20 protein-coding genes are annotated in these 20123 nt (G+C 64.0%); 18 read left to right on the forward strand and 2 right to left on the reverse strand.

All coding sequences use genetic code 11. The features are described from left to right. Positions 1 to 112 precede the first annotated feature (112 nt). The 15 genes from MJ205_RS01685 to MJ205_RS01755 all read left to right on the forward strand — a co-directional run bounded on the left by MJ205_RS01685 (position 113) and on the right by MJ205_RS01755 (position 17093). Positions 113 to 2233, forward strand: a complete 2121-nt coding sequence (locus MJ205_RS01685; protein WP_239810907.1) for a 3-hydroxyacyl-CoA dehydrogenase NAD-binding domain-containing protein — start codon at positions 113 to 115, stop codon at positions 2231 to 2233. Between the two features lie 147 nt (positions 2234 to 2380). Then, positions 2381 to 3577 carry an acetyl-CoA C-acyltransferase gene (locus tag MJ205_RS01690; RefSeq protein ID WP_133858690.1) on the forward strand — a complete coding sequence of 399 codons (1197 nt, stop codon included), beginning with the start codon at positions 2381 to 2383 and terminating at the stop codon, positions 3575 to 3577. A 142-nt stretch (positions 3578 to 3719) separates the two neighbouring features. Further along, positions 3720 to 4916 (forward strand): acyl-CoA dehydrogenase family protein, encoded by a 1197-nt coding sequence (locus MJ205_RS01695; RefSeq protein ID WP_239810908.1) that lies wholly within the window; start codon positions 3720 to 3722, stop codon positions 4914 to 4916. Positions 4917 to 4927: 11 nt separating this feature from the next. Beyond that, a complete protein-coding gene (locus MJ205_RS01700; RefSeq protein ID WP_239810909.1) occupies positions 4928 to 6085 on the forward strand; it encodes an acyl-CoA dehydrogenase family protein in 1158 nt (385 codons plus the stop codon). Further along, positions 6085 to 6894 (forward strand): oxepin-CoA hydrolase, alternative type, encoded by an 810-nt coding sequence (locus MJ205_RS01705; protein WP_239810910.1) that lies wholly within the window; start codon positions 6085 to 6087, stop codon positions 6892 to 6894. The genes MJ205_RS01700 and MJ205_RS01705 overlap by 1 nt, the downstream gene beginning before the upstream one ends. Before the next feature lie 72 nt (positions 6895 to 6966). Further along, positions 6967 to 8193: a CaiB/BaiF CoA transferase family protein gene (locus tag MJ205_RS01710; RefSeq protein WP_239810911.1), complete on the forward strand. Its 1227-nt coding sequence runs from the start codon at positions 6967 to 6969 to the stop codon at positions 8191 to 8193. A 68-nt stretch (positions 8194 to 8261) separates the two neighbouring features. Next, positions 8262 to 9011 carry an electron transfer flavoprotein subunit beta/FixA family protein gene (locus tag MJ205_RS01715; RefSeq protein WP_239808951.1) on the forward strand — a complete coding sequence of 250 codons (750 nt, stop codon included), beginning with the start codon at positions 8262 to 8264 and terminating at the stop codon, positions 9009 to 9011. A 27-nt stretch (positions 9012 to 9038) separates the two neighbouring features. Next, entirely contained in the window at positions 9039 to 9971 is a 933-nt protein-coding gene (locus MJ205_RS01720) for an electron transfer flavoprotein subunit alpha/FixB family protein (protein ID WP_239808950.1), read from the forward strand. 432 nt (positions 9972 to 10403) lie between these two features. Beyond that, positions 10404 to 11333, forward strand: a complete 930-nt coding sequence (locus MJ205_RS01725) for a branched-chain amino acid ABC transporter permease (protein ID WP_021027913.1) — start codon at positions 10404 to 10406, stop codon at positions 11331 to 11333. A 12-nt stretch (positions 11334 to 11345) separates the two neighbouring features. Then, positions 11346 to 12422 (forward strand): ABC transporter permease subunit, encoded by a 1077-nt coding sequence (locus MJ205_RS01730; RefSeq protein ID WP_239810912.1) that lies wholly within the window; start codon positions 11346 to 11348, stop codon positions 12420 to 12422. Positions 12423 to 12437: 15 nt separating this feature from the next. Further along, positions 12438 to 13217, forward strand: a complete 780-nt coding sequence (locus MJ205_RS01735; RefSeq protein ID WP_239810913.1) for an ABC transporter ATP-binding protein — start codon at positions 12438 to 12440, stop codon at positions 13215 to 13217. A 2-nt stretch (positions 13218 to 13219) separates the two neighbouring features. Further along, positions 13220 to 13951, forward strand: coding sequence for an ABC transporter ATP-binding protein (locus MJ205_RS01740; RefSeq protein ID WP_239810914.1), 732 nt, complete (start codon positions 13220 to 13222; stop codon positions 13949 to 13951). Between the two features lie 451 nt (positions 13952 to 14402). Next, positions 14403 to 15050 carry a DUF47 domain-containing protein gene (locus MJ205_RS01745; RefSeq protein ID WP_133854979.1) on the forward strand — a complete coding sequence of 216 codons (648 nt, stop codon included), beginning with the start codon at positions 14403 to 14405 and terminating at the stop codon, positions 15048 to 15050. A 31-nt stretch (positions 15051 to 15081) separates the two neighbouring features. After that, positions 15082 to 16092, forward strand: coding sequence for an inorganic phosphate transporter (locus tag MJ205_RS01750; protein WP_239810915.1), 1011 nt, complete (start codon positions 15082 to 15084; stop codon positions 16090 to 16092). Positions 16093 to 16163: 71 nt separating this feature from the next. Then, the gene (locus tag MJ205_RS01755) at positions 16164 to 17093 is read left to right on the forward strand and encodes an alpha/beta hydrolase (protein ID WP_239810916.1); all 930 of its coding nucleotides are present in this window, start codon (positions 16164 to 16166) and stop codon (positions 17091 to 17093) included. A 22-nt stretch (positions 17094 to 17115) separates the two neighbouring features. Here MJ205_RS01755 and MJ205_RS01760 read toward each other — a convergent pair whose 3' ends face one another. Then, positions 17116 to 17595 carry a hypothetical protein gene (locus tag MJ205_RS01760; RefSeq protein WP_239810917.1) on the reverse strand — a complete coding sequence of 160 codons (480 nt, stop codon included), beginning with the start codon at positions 17593 to 17595 and terminating at the stop codon, positions 17116 to 17118. A 17-nt stretch (positions 17596 to 17612) separates the two neighbouring features. Then, a complete protein-coding gene (locus MJ205_RS01765) occupies positions 17613 to 18140 on the reverse strand; it encodes a GNAT family N-acetyltransferase (protein WP_239810918.1) in 528 nt (175 codons plus the stop codon). Between the two features lie 107 nt (positions 18141 to 18247). Here MJ205_RS01765 and rpsP point away from each other — a divergent pair, with 107 nt between their 5' ends. The 3 genes from rpsP to trmD all read left to right on the forward strand — a co-directional run bounded on the left by rpsP (position 18248) and on the right by trmD (position 19991). After that, entirely contained in the window at positions 18248 to 18499 is a 252-nt protein-coding gene (rpsP, locus tag MJ205_RS01770; protein ID WP_239810919.1) for a 30S ribosomal protein S16, read from the forward strand. A gap of 103 nt (positions 18500 to 18602) precedes the next feature. Continuing rightward, complete coding sequence (gene rimM, locus MJ205_RS01775; protein WP_239810920.1) at positions 18603 to 19175, forward strand: ribosome maturation factor RimM; 573 nt, start codon at positions 18603 to 18605, stop codon at positions 19173 to 19175. A 39-nt stretch (positions 19176 to 19214) separates the two neighbouring features. Continuing rightward, positions 19215 to 19991: a tRNA (guanosine(37)-N1)-methyltransferase TrmD gene (gene trmD / locus MJ205_RS01780; protein ID WP_239810921.1), complete on the forward strand. Its 777-nt coding sequence runs from the start codon at positions 19215 to 19217 to the stop codon at positions 19989 to 19991. Positions 19992 to 20123 lie beyond the last annotated feature (132 nt).

A 20123-nucleotide genomic window follows, 5' to 3' on the forward strand; every position in this document is an offset into this window, starting at 1 on the left:
TTGTCTAAATTCCTTTGACAGTCTGTCAATCCTCTATGTGATTGTCAAATAAGCCTAGTTGCACTGACAATGGTTCGAAACAAGCTTTCGATTGATCTACCAGGAGACATGCATGAGCGCTGAGAACGCCGCTGTGGTGAACATTGCCCGCGAAGGGCAGGTGTTGGTCGTCACGATCCAGAATCCCCCCGTCAACGCATTGAGCCAGGCCGTACGCCAAGGTCTGGCCGATGCCGTGGCCCAGGCGCGCAGCGATGCGCAGGTCCAGGCCATCTTGCTGGTGGGCAGTGGCAAGGCCTTTATTGCCGGTGCCGATATCCGTGAGTTCGGCAAGCCCGCGATGCCGCCGAGCCTGCCCGATGTGCTGGTGCAGCTGGAAAACAGCGACAAGATCGTCGTGGCCGCGATCCATGGCCCGGCGCTGGGCGGTGGTCTGGAAGTGGCGCTGTCCTGCCACTACCGCCTGGCTGTCTCCGGCGCCAAGCTGGGCCTGCCCGAGGTGCAACTGGGCCTGCTGCCCGGCGCCGGTGGCACGCAGCGCACGCCGCGCCTGATCGGCGTCAAGGCCGCGCTGGACCTGATGCTCTCGGGCCGCCACGCCAGTGCCGAAGAAGCGCTGGCCATGGGCCTGGTCGACAAGGTCGAGCCCGCAGGCAGCGATGCCCGCACGGCGGGCCTGGCCTATGCCAACGCACTGCTGGCGCAGAACGCGCCGGTGCGCCGCACCCGCGAAGCCACGGCGCTGGCCGACAAGGCCGCGTCGCAGGCCGAACTCGATGCCGCCAAGGCCGAATCGGCCAAGAAAAGCCGGGGCCTGTTCTCGCCCGGCAAGATCATCGAATGCGTGCAGGGCGCGCTGGACCTGCCGTTCGAGCAAGGCATGCAAAACGAGCGCAAGCTGTTTGTGCAGTGCCTGGAGAGCCCGCAGCGCGCCGGCTTGATCCATGCCTTCTTTGCCGAACGTGAAACCGCCAAGATCCCCGAAGCCAAGGCCGCCGCACCGCGTGCGTTGAACAGCATCGGCGTGGTCGGCGGTGGCACCATGGGTGCCGGCATCACCGTGGCGGCGCTGGATGCCGGCCTGCCGGTGGTGATGGTCGAGCGCGATGAGGAATCCATCGCCCGGGGCCGCGCCAATGTGGAAAAGGTCTACGACGGCCTGATCGCCAAGGGCCGCATGACGGCCGAGAAAAAGGCCGCCATCATGGCGCGCTACAGCGGCAGCACCGACTACGCCGCGCTCGCCCAGGTGGACCTGGTGATCGAGGCCGTGTTTGAAGAGATGGGTGTCAAGAAGGCCGTGTTTGCCGAGCTGGACAAGGTCTGCAAGCCCGGCGCCGTGATTGCCACCAACACCTCCTACCTGGATATCGATGCGATTGCCGCGAGCATCTCGCGCCCGCAGGATGTCATCGGTCTGCACTTCTTCAGCCCCGCCAACATCATGAAGCTGCTGGAGATCGTGGTGCCCGCCAAGGTGAGCGCCGATGTGGTGGCCACTGCCTTCGAGCTGGCCCGCCGCATGAAGAAGGTGCCCGTGCGCGCCGGTGTCTGTGATGGCTTTATCGGCAACCGCATTCTGGCCGTATACCGCGAGGCCGCCAACTACCTGCTCGAAGACGGTGCCTCGCCCTACCAGATCGATGAGGCGGTGCGCGAGTTTGGCTACCCGATGGGCCCCTTCCAGGTCGCCGACCTGGCCGGTGGCGACATTGGCTGGGCCACGCGCAAGCGCAAGGCCGCCACGCGCGACCCCAAGGCCCGCTATGTGCAGATTGCCGACCGCATTGCCGAAAAGGGCTGGTTCGGCCAGAAGACCCAGCGCGGCTACTACCTGTACCCGCAAGGCGCACGCGTGGGCGAGCAAGACCCCGAAGTGCTGGCGATTGTGGATGCCGAGCGCCAGCGCGCCGGTGTCACACCGCGCAGCTTCAGCAATGCCGAGATCATGCGCCGCTACATGGCCGCGATGGTCAACGAAGGCGCCAATGTGGTGCGCGAAGGCATTGCGCTGCGTCCGCTGGATGTGGATGTCACCTTCCTCTACGGCTACGGCTTCCCGCGCTTCCGGGGCGGCCCGATGAAGTGGGCCGATATGGTGGGCCTGGACAAGATCCTGGCCGACATCCGCGAGTTCGCGAAGGAAGACGCGCTGTTCTGGACGCCATCGCCGCTCTTGGTGGAGCTGGTGGAGAAGGGCGAGAACTTCGAGAGCCTGAACAAGGCAGCCTGACGCAGCGTCAGGCTTGAGACAACCCATGGCTTCCATGCAGGCGAAGCCCGGGTTGCACGATCAAAAATGGCGGTTAGCGCTTGGGTGACAAGCGCGGCCGGCCCCAAAAATCACAATCAACGGTCGCTCAGACCCAAGGAGACATGCATGCGTGAAGCCGTCATCGTTTCGACAGCGCGTACGCCGCTGGCCAAATCCCACCGTGGGGAGTTCAATGTCACGCCCGGTGCGCAACTGGCGGCCTTTTCCATCAGCGCAGCGGTGCAGCGCGCCGGCATCGATCCGGCGCTGATCGAAGACGTGGTGCTGGGCTGCGGCTACCCCGAAGGGACGACCGGCCGCAATATCGGCCGCCAGGCAGCTGTGCGTGCCGGTCTGCCCATCAGCGTGGGTGGCACCGTGGTCAACCGCTTCTGCGCCTCGGGCCTGCAGGCGATTGCGTTTGCGGCCGGCCGCATCATTGTCGATGGTGCACCGGCGATGGTAGCGGGTGGTGTCGAGAGCATCTCGCTGATCCGTTCGAGCAATACCAACCCCTCGGATGCCGATCCCTGGCTGGTGGAGCACAAGCCCGACCTGTTCATGGCCATGATCGACACCGCCGATGTAGTGGCCAAGCGCTACGGCATCAGCCGCGAGGACCAGGATGCCTTCTCGCTGCAAAGCCAGCAGCGCACCGCTGCGGCGCAGGCCAATGGCACCTTCGACAACGAGATCGTGCCCTGCGCCACGCGCATGGCCGAGAAGAACAAGGAAACCGGTGAGGTCAGCTACAAGGACGTTACCGCGACCATGGACAACTGCAACCGCCCCTCGACCACGCTCGAAGGTCTGGCCAAGCTCGAACCCGTCAAGGGCGCGGGCAACTTCGTCACGGCCGGCAATGCCTCGCAGCTGTCCGATGGCTCGGCCGCCTGCGTGCTGATGGAAGCGAAGGAAGCGGCCAAGCTCGGCCTGACGCCACTGGGCGCCTTCCGCGGTCTGGCGATTGCCGGTTGCGAGCCCGACGAAATGGGCATTGGCCCGGTGTTTGCCGTGCCCAAGCTGCTGGCGCGCCACGGCCTGACGGTGCAGGACATCGACCTCTGGGAGCTGAACGAGGCCTTTGCGTCGCAGGCGCTGTACTGCCAGCGCAAGCTGGGCATCCCGATGGACCGCCTCAACGTCAACGGCGGCGCGATCTCCATCGGCCACCCCTTTGGCATGACCGGCGCGCGCCTGACCGGCCATATCCTGCTCGAAGGCCAGCGCCGCAAGGCCCGGGGCGAGAAAGTGAAGTGGGGCGTGGTGACCATGTGTGTGGGTGGCGGCATGGGTGCTGCTGGCCTGTTCGAGATTTTCTGACCCCCCCTGAGGCGCTGCGCGCCTTCCCCCAGGGGACGACGCCGCCGCTGCGGGGCGGCCCTTGCTGGTCGTCACTCAGATCGCGCAGCGCCGAGTTTGAGATGCGCAGGCCTTGCCTGCCCACGTTAATGAGGAGATAGCCATGGACTTGCAATTCAGTCCCGAAGAAGAAGCGTTCCGCGCCGAAGTACGTGCGTTTTTGAAAGACCACCTGCCCCAGGAACTGGCCGCCAAGGTCAAGGCTGGCCAGCGCCTGACGCGCTTTGACCAGGAAAACTGGCATGCCATTCTGAACAAGAAGGGCTGGCTGGCCTACCACTGGCCGCAGGAATTTGGCGGCACCGGCTGGTCGCCGGTGCAAAAGTTCATTTTTGACGACGAGTGCGCCCTGGCCGGTGGCCCGCGCCTGGTGCCTTTTGGTCTGTCGATGCTCGGCCCGGTGCTGATCAAGTACGGCAACGAGGCGCAGAAAAGCCACTGGCTGCCGCGCATCCTCAATGGCGACGACTGGTGGTGCCAGGGTTACTCCGAGCCAGGCGCCGGCTCCGACCTGGCCTCGCTCAAGACCACGGCCGTGCGCAACGGCGACCACTACATCGTCAATGGCCAGAAGACCTGGACCACCCAGGGCCAGCACGCCAACATGATGTTCTGCCTGGTGCGCACCAACAAGGAGGTGAAGTCGCAGCAGGGCATCAGCTTTGTGCTGATCGATATGAACCAGCCCGGCGTCGAAGTGCGCCCCATCCGCACCCTGGACGGCGACAAGGAAGTCAACGAAGTTTTTCTAACCGATGTGAAGGTGCCGCTGGAAAACCTGGTGGGCGAGGAGAACAAGGGCTGGACCTACGCCAAGTACCTGCTGACCTATGAACGCACCGGCATCGCCGGCGTGGGCTTCTCGATGGCCGGGCTGGAAAAGCTCAAGGTCATCGCCCAGCGCGTGCAGCGCAATGGCAAGCCGCTGATCGAAGACCCGCAGTTTGCCACCCGCATGGCCAAGGTCGAGATCGAGTTGCTGAACATGGCCACCACCAACCTGCGCGTGATCGCGTCGGTCGCGGGTGGCGGTGTGCCGGGCGCCGAGAGCTCGATGCTCAAGATCAAGGGCACCGTCATCCGCCAGGAGCTGCTGTCGCTGATCCGCCGCGCGATGGGCCCCTATGCGCTGCCGTTCATCGAAGAGGCCCAGTTTGCCGAATACGCCGACGAGCCCGTGGGCCCCAAGGAGGCGGCCACGGCCGCTGCGGCCTATTTCAACTACCGCAAGCTGTCGATCTTCGGCGGTTCGAACGAAATCCAGCGCAACATCATCTCCAAGATGATCCTCGGCTTGTAAGGAGAATTTTTATGGATTTTCAACTGGATGAAGACCGCCGCATGCTGGCGGACGCGCTGGGCCGCTACCTGAGCGAGCAGTACAGCACCGAGTACCGCAACAAGGCCGCCTATGGCGCCCAGGGCTTCAGCGCCGAGACCTATGCCAAGCTGGCCGAACTGGGGGCGATTGGCGCGCTGTTCAAGGAGGCCGATGGCGGCTTTGGTGGCGATGGCGTCGATATCAGCGTGGTGTTCGAGGCGCTGGGCACGCACCTGGTCGCAGAGCCGCTGCTGGGCGCCTTGCTGGTGGGCCGTGCGTTGACCGAGGCCGGCAGCGATGCCCAGAAGGCGCAGCTCGAAGGCATCATCGGTGGCGAGACGATTGCCGCGCTGGCGCATGACGAGCCGGCCAACCACTATGAGCTCAACCGCGTGGCGACCACCGCCCAAGCCGAGGGCGATGGCTGGGTGCTGAACGGCAGCAAGGCCGTGGTGCTGTTCGGCGACCAGGCGCAGCTGCTGCTGGTCTCCGCCCGCACGGCAGGCGCCGTGGGCGATGAGGCCGGCATCTCGCTGTTCCTGGTGCCGGGCGATGCCGCCGGCATCAGCAGCCGGGGCTATGGCCGCATCGATGGCGGCCATGCCGCCGAGCTGGTGCTGGCCAACGTCAAGGTTGATGCCGATGCCTTGCTGGGCAAGCTCGGAGAGGGCCATGCGCTGCTCGAACGCATCAGCGGCTTTGGCCTGCTTGCGTTGGCGGCCGAATCGCTGGGCGCGATGGATGTGGCCAAGAACCACACCCTGGAGTACCTGCGCACCCGAAAGCAGTTTGGCGTGCCGATCGGCAGCTTTCAGGCGCTGCAGCACCGCATGGCCGATCTGCTGCTCGAAGCCGAGCAGGCGCGCTCTGCCGTCATCAACGCGGCAGCGGCCATCGACAACCCCGACTACGTCGAACGTGAAAAAGCGCTGTCGGCGGCCAAGTACAGCGTGGGCCAGATTGGCACCCTGATGGCCGAAGAGGCGATCCAGATGCATGGCGGTATCGGCGTGACCTGGGAGCTCCCGCTGGCGCATTACGCCAAGCGCATCATCATGATCGACCACCAATTGGGCGACATGGACCACCACCTGGCGCGCTACATGGCGCTGCAGGCCCGGGAACGCGCTGCAGCCAAGGCCGTCTGATGACGGCCGCCAGCAACGCAAACCCCGCGCTGCTGGCGCGCCGCGAAGGCGGCGTGCTGGTGCTGACCAACAACAATGAGGCGGCGCGCAATGCGCTGTCGCCCGAGTTCTACCTGGGCCTGACAGCAGCGCTCCAAGACGCAGCGACCGACCCGGCCGTGGGCGCGATTGTGCTCACCGGGGCGGGTGGGCATTTCTGCTCCGGTGGCGATCTGCGCCGCATTGCGACGCGCCGTGACCAGCCGCTGGAAAAGCGCCGTGAGCTGCTCGAAGGCCTGCATGACCTGGTGCGTGCGCTGCGCGACTGCCCCAAGCCCGTGGTGGCGGCGGTGGAGGGCGCGGCCGCCGGTGCCGGCCTGTCGCTGGCCTTGGCCTGCGACATGTTGGTGGCAGCGCGCAATGCCGCGTTCTCGGTCGCCTATGTGAAGGTGGGGCTGTCGCCCGACGGTGGCGCCACGGCCTTTCTGGCCGAGCACCTGTCGCGCCAGCTGCTGACCGAGCTGTGCCTGACCGGCGACCGGGTGAGCGGCGAGCGCATGCAGCAACTGGGCCTGGTCAACCGCCTGGCCGAGCCGGGCCATGCGCTGGCCCAGGCCGTCGCATTGGCTGCGCAGCTGGCCGATGGGCCGTTGCAGGCCATGGCCAGCATCAAGTCGCTGTGCCGCGCGGCCTATGACAACGGCCTGGAAGCGCAGCTGGACATGGAAGCCGAGCTGATGGTGCGGGCGCAGGCCACACCGGAATCGGCCGAGGGCATTGCCGCGTTTTTGGAAAAGCGCCCCGCCAACTACCTGCAGCTGCGCCGCTGACAGGGACTGAGAAAAATGGCACCGGGGGCCGGCCCTGCAAGCTGGCCGGCCAGGTGATCCAAGGAGACAAGTATGCGTGAGGAAGAGAAAGCCACGGCCCTGCCGCTGGCGGGTGTCAAGGTGCTGGACCTGTCCCGTGTTTTTGCCGGCCCCTTGTGCGGCCAAGTGCTGGGCGACCTGGGTGCCGAGGTGATCAAGGTGGAGCACCCCAAGCGTGGTGACGACACCCGCGACTGGGGCCTGCGCATTGGCAAGACCGAGACCACCTACTACAACAGCATGAACCGCAACAAGCGGTCCATCACCGTTGATCTGCAAAAGCCCGAAGGGCTGGCGCTGATCCTGGAGTTGCTGCCGCAGTTCGATGTGGTGATCCACAACTTCAAGCATGGCGGCGCCGACAAGCTGGGCCTGGGCTACGAGGCGCTGAAGGCCTTGAAGCAGGACCTGATCTACTGCAGCGTGACCGGCTATGCCACCGACACCGATGAAGCCGCCCGCCCGGGCTATGACATCCTGGTGCAGGGCGAGGCCGGCTTGATGGCGATGAACGGCGAGGCATCGCAGCCGCCGCTGAAGTTTGGCGTCGCCGTCGTCGACCTGATGACCGGCATGAGCGCCGCTCAGGCGGTGCTGGCCGCGCTGTTTGCCCGCGAGCGCACCGGCCAGGGCCGCAAGATCGATATGGCGCTGTTCGACAACGGCGTCAGCATCACCGGCTACTACGGGCTCGATGCGCTGTTCATGGGCAAGGACCCGGAGCGCTTTGGCAATGCCCATCCGTCGATCGTGCCCTACGGCATGTTCGAGGCGGCGGATGGCCCGCTGATTATTGCAGTGGGCAACAACGCGCAGTTCGAGCGCTTCTGCCGCGATGTGATCGAGCGCCCCGACCTGGCCGACAACCCCAAGTACGCCACCAATGTGGAGCGCGCCAAGGACCGCAAGCTGCTGCTGCCGCTGATGATCGAGACCATCCGCAGCTTTCCGCGTGCGCTGCTGATCGAGCGGCTCAATGCCTGTGGTGTGCCTTGCGGCGAGGTGCTGGGCCTGCATGAGGCGCTGACCTCCGAGCGCGTGCAGCAAGCCGGTCTGGTGCAGAACATGCCCCACCCGGTGGCCGGCCAGACCGCCGTGCTGGCGCCGCCCATCCGCATGGATGGTGAGCGCCTGCCGATTCGCCGCGCGCCACCCACACTCGGTGAGGGTACACGCGAAGTGCTGCAAAATCTGCTGCGTTTGAGTGATTCGCAATTGCAGTCGCTCCAGGCGCAAGGTGTGTTGACCTTGCCCGATTGATACCGAGGCCCGCCCGTGGCGAACGACGCCGCAGCGGTCCCAGAGTTTATTGTTAGAAAGCTGAGACTATGAAAGTACTGGTACCCGTCAAACGCGTGGTGGACTACAACGTCAAGGTGCGCGTCAAGAGCGATGGCTCGGGTGTGGACATTGCGAACGTGAAGATGTCAATGAACCCCTTTGATGAAATCGCGGTGGAAGAGGCCGTGCGATTGAAGGAAAAGGGCGTCGTGACCGAGATCATCGCCGTCAGCTGCGGTGTCACCCAGTGCCAGGAGACCCTGCGCACGGCGATGGCCATTGGAGCCGACCGCGCGATCCTGGTCGAAACCGCCGAAGAGCTGCAGCCGCTGGCCGTGGCCAAGCTGCTGAAGGCGCTGGTCGACAAGGAGCAGCCCGGCCTCGTGATCTGCGGCAAGCAAGCCATTGACGACGACGCCAACCAGACCGGCCAGATGCTGGCCGCGCTGGGCGACCTGCCCCAGGCCACCTTCGCCTCCAAGATCGAACTCGCTGGCGACAAGGTGAGCGTGACGCGCGAAGTGGACGGGGGCCTGGAGACCCTGTCGCTGTCGCTGCCCGCCGTCATCACCACCGACCTGCGCCTGAACGAGCCGCGCTACGTCACCTTGCCCAACATCATGAAGGCCAAGAAAAAGCAGCTCGACACCGTCAAGCCAGAAGAGCTGGGTGTGGACGTGAGCCCGCGCCTGAAGACCCTGAAGGTGCAAGAACCCGCCAAGCGCGGCGCCGGTGTGAAGGTGCCCGATGTGGCCACCTTGATCGACAAGCTCAAGAACGAAGCAAAAGTAATCTAAGCCTGCCGCTCAAAAGGAAACCTACAAATGACCGCTCTCGTTATTGCAGAACACGACAACCAAACGATCAAGACCGCCACGCTCAACACCGTCACCGCAGCGCTGGCTTGCGGCGGCGATGTGCATGTGCTCGTCGCTGGCGAAGGCGCAGCAGCTGCAGCCCAAGCTGCTGCGCAGATCGCAGGCGTAGCCAAAGTCATCCTGGCCGAAGGCCCGGCGCTCAAGGATGGCCTGGCTGAAAACCTGGCCGCGCAAGTGCTGGCCCTTGCCGGCAACTACAGCCACATCCTGGCGCCCGCCACCGCCTCGGGCAAGAACGTCGCCCCGCGCGTGGCCGCCAAGCTCGACGTCGCCCAGATCAGCGACATCACCAAGGTGGTGAGCGCCGACACGTTCGAGCGCCCCATCTACGCGGGCAACGCCATTGCCACCGTGCAATCGATCGATGCCACCAAGGTCATCACCGTGCGCGGCACCGGCTTTGATGCCGCCGCGGCCACCGGTGGCTCGGCCACGGTCGAGAACGCCGCAGCGGTTGAGGGCAGCGGCAAGAGCAGCTTTGTGGGCCGCGAAGTGACCAAGAACGACCGCCCGGAGCTGACGGCCGCCAAGATCATCGTCTCCGGTGGCCGCGCGCTGGGCAGCGCCGAGAAGTTCAGCGAAGTGATGACGCCGCTGGCCGACAAGCTGGGCGCGGCCATTGGTGCCAGCCGCGCCGCGGTGGATGCGGGCTACGCGCCCAACGACCTGCAAGTGGGCCAGACCGGCAAGATCGTCGCGCCCCAGCTGTATGTGGCAGCGGGCATCTCGGGCGCCATCCAGCACTTGGCGGGCATGAAGGACTCCAAGGTGATCGTGGCGATCAACAAGGACGAAGAAGCGCCGATCTTCAGCGTGGCGGACTACGGCCTGGTGGCTGACCTGTTCGACGCCGTGCCCGAGATGGCCAGCAAGCTGTAAGCGCTGACCCACCCTTGCAAAAAACGCGGCCCAGGCCGCGTTTTTTTATGCCTGCCCGAAGCGGCGGTTATTTGGTTGTTTATGCAACCGAATCCGGTATAGGTGTTTGCACCAGTGTCCCCGCGCTGAGACGGGCGAGTTTTGATTATTGAGCTTGCTGCATTAATTATTAGAAACGCGTGGCCATTCGTTGAATCGATACCTAGTAAATTCCCTAGGTGTCGACGATGGCCTCCCCCGTATTCATGCGATTTGCGCATAGGTCCCTAGGGAAAGCGCTAGAGCGATAGTCGCCAAAAAACCGAAGGGGCGTCTATAAAATTGTTTCGATCCGCATAAAACTGTTATCGCGGTTAGAGGCGGCTGCATCTCGGGACACCCCTGTTTCATGCAGTTTTCGCTGTAGTGGTTCCAAGCTGAAGGGTTGGTTGTATGGATATTTTGCTGCAGCAGATCATCAATGGTCTGGTATTGGGCAGCATGTACGCTTTGATAGCCTTGGGCTACACCATGGTGTACGGCATTATTCAATTGATTAACTTCGCGCACGGCGAAGTGCTGATGATCGGGGTGCTGACCAGCTGGAGCATCATCGGCGTGATGCAGGAGGCCATGCCGGGAACGCCGGGCTGGGTCATCTTGCTGATCGCAACGCTGATTGCCTGTGTGGTGGCGGCGGTGCTCAATTTCACGATCGAGAAGCTGGCCTACCGGCCGCTGCGCAACAGCCCGCGTCTGGCGCCGCTGATCACCGCGATCGGCATGTCGATCTTGCTGCAGACCCTGGCCATGATCATCTGGAAGCCCAACTACAAGCCGTACCCGACCCTGCTGCCAATGGAGCCGTTTGACCTGGCCGGCGCGGTGATCACGCCGACGCAGATCCTGGTGCTGGGCGTGACGGCCGTGGTGCTGGCGGTACTGATGTACCTGGTGAACTACACCCGCCTGGGCCGCGCAATGCGGGCAACGGCGGAGAACCCCCGCGTGGCGGCGCTGATGGGCATCAAGCCCGACATGGTGATCTCGGCCACCTTTGTCATCGGTGCGGTGCTGGCGGCGATTGCCGGCGTGCTCTGGGCGTCGAACTACGGCACGGCGCAGCACACGATGGGTTTCCTGCCCGGCCTCAAGGCCTTTATCGCTGCGGTGTTTGGCGGCATCGGCAACCTGGCGGGCGCCGTGGTGGGCGCGATGATCCTGGGCCTGGTGGAAGCCATCGGTGCGGGCTACATCGGCCAGCTCACCGGCGGTGTGCTGGGCAGCCAGTATGTCGACATTTTCTCGTTCATCGTGCTGATCATCGTGCTGACCTTGCGCCCCTCGGGCCTGCTGGGTGAGCGGGTGGCCGATCGGGCTTAAGGGGAACACTGCATGAAGAACAACAAAGCACAATGGATTGTCGGCGCGATTGCGCTGCTGGTACTGCCGCTGATCCTGCAGTCCTTCGGAAACGCCTGGGTGCGCATTGCCGACCTGGCGCTGCTCTACGTGATGCTGGCGCTGGGCCTGAACATCGTCGTGGGCTTTGCCGGCCTGCTGGACCTGGGCTATGTGGCCTTCTACGCCGTGGGTGCCTACATGCTGGGCCTGATGGCGTCGCCGCACCTGGCCGAGACCTTTGAAGGCTTCAAGGCCATGTTCCCCAATGGCCTGCACACGTCCATCTGGCTGGTGATACCGCTGGCCGCGTTGCTGGCGGCGGTCGCGGGGATGATTCTGGGCTTCCCGGTACTCAAGCTGCGCGGGGACTACCTGGCCATTGTGACCCTGGGTTTTGGCGAGATCATCCGCATCTTCATGCTGAACCTGGACCAGCCCGTCAACATCACCAACGGACCCAAGGGTCTGGGCCAGATCGATTCGATCAAGATCCTCGGCTTTGACTTTGCCAAGCCGCTGGAGATCGGCAGCTACACGGTCTCCTCGGTCACCTTGTACTACTACCTGTTCCTGCTGCTGGTCGTGGCCAGCGTGGTGATCTGCTACCGCCTGCAGGATTCGCGCATTGGCCGCGCCTGGATGGCCATCCGTGAGGACGAGATTGCCGCCAAGGCGATGGGCATCAACACCCGCAATCTGAAGCTGATGGCCTTTGGCATGGGCGCGACATTTGGTGGTGTGTCCGGCGCGATGTTTGCGGGCTTTCAGGGCTTTGTCTCGCCCGAATCGTTCAGCCTGATGGAGTCGATCATGATCGTCGCCATGGTGGTGCTGGGTGGGCTGGGCCACATCCCCGGTGTCATTCTGGGTGCCGTGCTGCTGTCGGCGCTGCCCGAGGTACTGCGCTATGTGGCCGGCCCGCTGCAGCAGATGACCGACGGCCGCCTGGATGCGTCCATCCTGCGCCAGCTGCTGATTGCCGTGGCGATGATCGTGGTGATGCTGCTGCGCCCACGCGGCCTGTGGCCCGCACCCGAGCATGGCAAGAGCGCGATCCAGAAGGACTGAGCAGGAGAGACGAGCATGACGAACACACAAGCTCCTGCACTGAAGGTGGCAGGTATTTCCAAACGCTTTGGCGGTTTGCAGGCCCTCTCGGATGTGGGTCTGACCATCGAGCGCGGCCAGGTCTATGGGCTGATCGGCCCCAATGGCGCGGGCAAGACGACATTCTTCAATGTGATCACCGGGCTGTACACACCGGACAGCGGCAGCTTCGAGCTGGCAGGCAAGCCCTACGAGCCCAAGGCCGTGCACCTGGTGGCCAAGGCCGGCATTGCGCGCACGTTCCAGAACATCCGGCTGTTTTCCGACATGACGGCACTGGAGAACGTGATGGTAGGCCGCCATGTGCGCAGCCATTCGGGTCTGCTGGGAGCGATCTTTCGCACACCGGGTTTCAAGGCCGAGGAGCGGGCGATTGCAGAGCGCGCCCGCGAGCTGCTGGCCTATGTGGGCATCGAGCGCTATGCCGATTACAAGGCGCGCACGCTGTCGTATGGCGACCAGCGCCGCCTGGAGATTGCCCGCGCGCTGGCCACCGACCCGCAGCTGATTGCGCTCGACGAGCCCGCCGCCGGCATGAATGCGACCGAAAAGGTGCAGCTGCGCGAGCTGATCGACCGCATCCGCAACGACAACCGCACGATCTTGCTGATCGAGCACGATGTGAAGCTGGTGATGGGCCTGTGCGACCGGGTGACGGTGCTCGACTACGGCAAGCGGCTGGCCGAGGGCTCGCCGGCCGAGGTGCAGAAAGACGAAAAAGTGATTGAGGCCTATCTGGGCACCGGAGGACACTGAGCATGGTTGACAAGACATCCAACCCCGTACTGCTGAAGGTGCGTGGGCTGAAAGTGGCCTATGGAGGCATTCAGGCCGTCAAGGGCGTCGATTTCGAGGTGCATGAGGGCGAGCTGGTGTCCCTGATCGGCTCCAACGGCGCGGGCAAGACCACGACGATGAAGGCGGCGACGGCCACACAGGCGATCAATGACGGGCAGATCGAGTTTCTGGGCGAGAACCTCAAGGGCCGGGGCGCCTGGGACCTGGTGGCCAAGGGCCTGGTGATGGTGCCCGAAGGACGGGGCGTCTTCACGCGCCAGACCATCACCGACAACCTGATGCTGGGCGCCTATCTGCGCAAGGACAAGGCAGGCATCCAGGCCGACATCGAGAAGATGTTCAACATCTTCCCGCGTCTGCGCGAGCGCAAGGACCAGCTGGCCGGCACCATGTCCGGCGGTGAGCAGCAGATGCTGGCGATGGCGCGCGCGCTGATGGCGCAGCCCAAGCTGCTGCTGCTCGATGAGCCGTCGATGGGGCTGTCGCCGATCATGGTAGACAAGATCTTCGAGGTGGTGCGCGATGTCTATGCGATGGGCGTGACCATCGTGCTGGTCGAGCAGAACGCCAGCCGTGCGCTGGCCATTGCCGACCGGGGCTATGTGATGGAGTCGGGCATCATCACGATGACCGGCCCGGGCCAGCAGCTGCTGGCCGACCCCAAGGTGCGCGCCGCCTACCTGGGCGAATAGCCGCCGGCCCGATCCGCGCTCCCCACAGCACTGCATGCCAGTGCTTTTTTTATCGCTGCCGCATTGGGGATACGCATCCAGCCGGCAGCCCCAGGCCGTGCGCAAGCACCGGGCGGCAAGGGCGGGGTGGCGCGTTTTGGAGGGCAGCGCCAGCGCGCCTGGTTCGCTCTGGAAAAGGTGCAAAGGGCAGGGCGCAGCCAGCGCTGTTTGAGGCACGGCGGCCTCAAGTGCGACAAAGAAATGACAATTGCATTTAAAATTGGTGAATTTTGCAGTGCAGCAATGCGCCGTGAATGACAGATTTTGCGCACGGCCAACCGCTGACACCGCTGACAATTCAAGGGGTTGCAGGGTCGTGACGGGGCCCGGGGGCCGGGCTGGCAAGCCAGTGTCCGGCCGGGAGTGCGCAGGTTCTTTTCCTTTTTTGCATTGAAACCGAATAGGTGCACCCATGCTCTTTGGCAAACTCTTGCCGCGCGAAGGCAATTTCTTCGAACTGTTCAACCAGCACGCTGACCGCATCGTAGAAGCGGCCCACGCGTTTTCCCAACTGGTCGCCAATTACAACGACCCCCACCTGCGCGAAAAATACAACCAGGACGTGGACAACGCCGAGCGCGCTGCCGACCGCGTCACCCATGAGGTCAACCGCACCTTGCACAAGACCTTCATCACCCCCATCGACCGCGAGCAGATCCACTCGCTGATCAATACGATGGACGATGTGGCCGACCTGATCCAGGACTCGGCCGAGACGATGGCGCTCTACGATGTGCGCCATATGACCGAAGAAATCACCCGCCTGACGGACCTGAGCGTCAAGTGCTGCGAGCGCGTGCGTGATGCCGTCAAGATGCTCGACCGCATTGCCGATCCGGCCACCACCGAAGCGGCCATCAAGACCTGCGAAGAGATTGACCGCCTCGAGAGCGACGCCGACCGCGTGATGCGCTCGGCGATGAGCAAGCTGTTCCGCGAAGAGCCCGATGTGCGCGAGGTGATCAAGCTCAAGGCCATCTATGAGCTGCTCGAGACCATCACCGACAAGTGCGAGGATGTGGCCAACCACATCGAAGGCATCATCCTGGAAAACTCCTGATCCGTTGCAGCAAGCAGGAGACTGAACTTCCATGGAACCGATGCAAACAGCCCTGTGGGTGATTGTCGTGCTGGTGGCGCTGGCCATCTTGTTCGACTTCATGAACGGGTTTCATGACGCGGCCAACTCGATTGCGACCGTTGTCTCTACCGGCGTGCTCAAACCCACCCAGGCGGTGGTGTTTGCGGCATTTTTCAACTTTGTGGCGATCTTTGTCTTCCACCTGAGCGTGGCGGCCACCATCGGCAAGGGCATTGTTCACCCGGGCATTGTCGACACCCATGTGATCTTTGGCGCGCTGGTGGGCGCGATCGCCTGGAACCTGATCACCTGGTACTACGGCATTCCGTCCAGCTCCTCGCATGCGCTGATCGGCGGCATCGTGGGCGCGGTGATTGCAAAGGCGGGCTCCGGTGCGCTGGTGGCCAGCGGTATCTGGAAGACCGTGGCCTTCATCTTCGTGTCGCCGGTGCTGGGTTTCCTGCTGGGCTCGGTGATGATGGTGATCGTGGCCTGGCTGTTCCGCCGCACCACGCCGGGCCGGGTCGACAAGTGGTTCCGCCGCCTGCAGCTCGTCTCTGCCGGTGCCTACAGCCTGGGGCACGGCGGCAATGATGCGCAAAAGACCATCGGCATCATCTGGCTGCTGCTGCTGTCCACGGGCTATGCCTCGCCCAACGATGCCGACCCACCGTTGTGGGCCATCGTCTCGTGCTATGCGGCCATTGGCCTGGGCACGATGTTCGGCGGCTGGCGCATCGTCAAGACCATGGGCCAGAAGATCACCAAGCTCAAGCCCGTGGGCGGCTTCTGTGCCGAAACCGGTGGCGCGATGACCTTGTTCATTGCCACGGCACTGGGCATTCCGGTCTCGACCACGCACACCATCACCGGTGCCATCGTCGGTGTCGGCTCTACCCAGCGCATGAGCGCGGTGCGCTGGGGTGTGGCGGGCAACATCGTCTGGGCCTGGGTGCTGACCATTCCGGCCAGCGCCTTTGTAGCAGCGTTTGCTTACTGGGTAAGTTTGCAAATCTATTGATGGCGGATGGTTGATAGCCAAAAGGCGGCTGGCGGATATGATCTGCCAGCCGTTTTACTTTGGACATCACCATGGCCATGCGCGATTTGCCTTTGACTCCGTTATTTTTCCCGCTGCATCCCCTGGGCTGGGTGGCTGCCGCCATGGCCTTGCTGTGCTTGGGGGGCGTTGCGGTGGCCTGGTTGCTGGCAGGGTGGCTGGCTCAGCCACACCGCCAGCACATCGGTGCAGCGCCCCCGGAGCTACGCGCCGTAGCGGTGGAGATCGCATCTGCAGACGGTGCGGTACGGGGCTGGTATGCCCCCGGTGAGCCCGGCCGGGGCGCCGTGCTGCTGCTGCACGGCATACGATCCGACCGCCGTGCGATGCTGCCACGGGCGCTGGCCCTGCAGCGCCTGGGCCATGGCGTATTGCTGATGGATTTGCCCGCGCATGGCGAGAGCGACGGCGGCATGCTGTCGTTCGGCCCCCGCGAGGGTCTGGGGGCTGCCCAGGCACTGACCTGGCTGCAGGAGCAACTGCCGGCCGAAAAAGTAGCGGTGATCGGCGTGTCCTTGGGTGGTGCGAGTCTGTTGATGGCCGAGCTGCCGCAATCACCCGATGCCGTGGTGCTGGAAGGCGTGTTTCCCACCCTGCGGGCGGCAGTGGACAACCGGGTGCGCGCTGTGCTGGGCCCCTTGGCGCCATTGGCGCGGATCGCCACGCCTTTGTTGCTGTGGCAGATGCCGCTGCGCCTGGGCCTGGAGCCGAATAAGCTGCGGCCCATTGACCACCTGGCGAGCTGGACCCTGCCAGTGATGGTGCTGGGCGGCACGGAAGACCGCTACACCCCGCCTGCCGAGACCCGGCAGATGGCAGAGGCTGCAAACCAGGCCAGGCGATCGCCGCAGCCGCTATGGCTGGTGCCGGGCGCAGCCCATGTGGACTTGCACCAGTTCGCGCCGCAGGCCTATGAGGAACAGGTGTTTGGCTTCTTGCAGGCGCATCTGCACACGCGCTGAGGGCCTCGCGCCGCCCATTCCCTTACTGCGAGATCTTGCGCGCTTCCTCGATCTGGTACTGGAAGTAATGCTCAAAGCTGTAGGCCAGGCTGGCCATCAGGATCGTGGTGCCGATCAGCAGCGACGCCACAATGCCGAAGATCGTCAGCCAGCGGGTGCGGCCGGGCAGTGCGTCTTCGGGCAGCCCGGGGTTGTGGCGTGCGTTCCACTTCTCGGGCGCCATCAGCCCGTAGATGATGGCCACCAGCGCGCAGGCCGCAATGGTGAAGCCCAGCAGCGGCACCAGCAGCCAGCTGACCTGGTCGTCAATGCCATGGCTGGCAATGCGCTCCATGCCATACAGGCCCAGCGCGGTAGGAATGGGCAGCATCCAGCCGATCATGTCACCCAGGCCATACAGGTAGAAGCGGTGCAGGCCCAGCGGCCCCCCCAGAAAAGCCAGCCAGGTGGCCAAGGTCTTGCTCTTGCTGCGCGGCATTGCGTGGGTGAGGGGCTGGCTCATAAGGCGGGTAGGGTGGGTTAGGTGGTGGGGGCGCTGTGGTCTCCGTCGCCCAGGGTTTTTTCCATCATCACGATATCCAACCAGCGGCCAAATTTCCAGCCCACCGAGCGCATCACGCCCACCTGGGTAAAACCGGCTGCGCGGTGCACGCCGACCGAGCCGAGGTTGTTGGAGTCACCGATCACAGCGATGAGCTTGCGCACACCGGCAGCCTCGCAGTGCGCGATCAAGGCGTTCATCAGCAGGCGCCCCAGACCCCGGCCATGTTGGCCATCCGCCACATAGATCGAGTCCTCGGCCGAGAAACGGTAGGCTGGCCGCGCCTTGAACCAGTTCGCATAGGCAAAGCCCAGGATCTGGCCGTCGGCATCCTCGGCCACCAGGTAGGGGAGCTGGCGCGACAATACCTCGTCTCGGCGCCGGGTCATTTCCTCTTCGCTGGGGGCTTCGGTCTCGAAGCTGCCTGTGCCATGCAGCACATGGTGGGCATAAATGCGGGTGATGGCGGGAAGGTCCTGGGGGGTACTGGCACGAACACTTGGCATGATTGAAAGAAGTTTGTATAATCTGCGGCTTTACTGCGTGTCGCTGGCCGGGTGGCTAGTTGCGTGTCTCAAACGTGGTAAGAAAACTAACCACCCGAAGGATTATTATGGTCGTAATTCGACTCTCCCGCGGCGGCTCCAAGGCCCGTCCGTTCTACAACATCGTCGTTGCTGACAAGCGCGTGCGCCGTGACGGCGCGTTCATCGAGCGCGTGGGTTTCTACAACCCACTGGCCAAGGAAGGCGTTGAAGGTCTGCGCGTTGCTCTGGACCGCGTGGCTTACTGGAAGAGCGTTGGTGCTCAGGCTTCCACCACCGTGGACCGTCTGGTCAAGCAAGCTGCTGCCAAGGCTGCTTAATTTGCCTCTCTCGTCACGGGTGGTGCTCCGGTACCGTCCGTGCATGCGGGCCGCTGCTGCGATGAGCACTGCGGCCCGTTTTTTATTGCCCTGTTGAAATGCCATGCCCGCTACCGAGTTGTTGTTAAGCCCTGCCACCTTGCCCGATGACGCCATTGAAGTGGCGCGCATCGCCGATGCCTGGGGCGTCAAGGGATGGTTCAAGGTGATTGCCCTCAGCCCCGACCCGCAGGCGCTGCTCAAGTCCAAGCTGTGGTTCATCCAGCCCCCAGAGAAGGGCGCGCGCCACTTCCAGGGCGTGGCCCAGCTGGAGATGCGCCAGGCGCGGTTCCATGGCGATGGCATGGTGGGCTGGGCCCAGGGCGTGGACGACCGTGACCAGGCGGAAAAACTCAAGGGTGCGCGGGTGTTCATCTCGCGCGCCGATTTCCCCAAGACCGAAGACGGCGAGTACTACTGGGTGGACCTGCTCGGTCTGGCCGTGGTCAACCGCGAAGGTATTGCGCTGGGCACCGTCAGCGACCTGATGGCCTCCGGCCCGCAGACCGTGCTGGTGCTGAACTACGAAGAAGACGGCAAGACGCAGGAGCGCCTGATCCCGTTTGTCGACGCCTTTGTCGACGAGGTCTCGCTGCCCAACAAGCGCATCACGGTCGACTGGCAGCCGGACTACTGATCGTGCCGGGCACACTGGCCGCCAGCGGGGAGAATTTCCATGCGCTTTGACATCATCACCTTGTTCCCCGAGCTGTTCAGCCCCTTTGTCGAGGTGGGCGTGACGCGCCGTGCCTACAGCAGCGGCCAGGTGGCAGTGCAGTGCTGGAACCCGCGCGACTACGCCCCGGGCAACTACCGCCGCGTCGATGACCGCCCCTTTGGTGGCGGCCCCGGCATGGTGATGATGGCCCAGCCGCTGGCCGATTGCCTGGCCGCCATCCGCGCTGCGCGTGCCGAGGCCGAGCCTGCGCCGCTGGTGCTGTTCTCGCCGATTGGCGAGCGCATGGACCATGCCCAGGTGCAGCGCTGGTCCGATTCGCAGGGCGCTATTTTGCTGTGCGGCCGCTATGAAGGTGTGGACCAGCGCTTTATCGATCGCCATGTCGATGTGCAGCTGAGCCTGGGCGATTTTGTGCTCTCCGGTGGCGAGATCGCTGCGATGGCCCTGCTCGATGCGGTGGCCCGCCTGCAGCCGGGTGTGCTGCATGACGAGGGCAGCCACCAGTTCGACAGCTTCAACCCCGCGCTCGATGGCCTGTTGGATTGCCCCCACTACACCCGCCCGGAGGTCTGGGAAGGTGAGCCGGTGCCTGCGGCGCTGCTGTCGGGCCACCATGCCAATATCGAGCGCTGGCGCCGTGAGCAAAGCCTGCGCAACACGGCCATGCACCGCCCTGAACTGCTGGACCAGGCGCGCAGCCGCAACCAGCTCAGCCGCAAGGATGAGCAGCTGCTGGCCAGTGCCGATTTGGTGAATTTGGCAAAACCGCTATAATTGCGGGTTTTACGATCCTCTACACGGCCGCTTTTTTCAATGGTGAGAGAAGCAACACGCCGCAACTGCCCCGTACACCGTGCTGGGCGCGGCTGCCAAATTCATGGCGCGCGTATGATCGTTGGATGAAAC

The organism is Comamonas sp. B21-038 (genome assembly GCF_022387135.1).
GTDB lineage: Bacteria > Pseudomonadota > Gammaproteobacteria > Burkholderiales > Burkholderiaceae_C > Comamonas > Comamonas sediminis.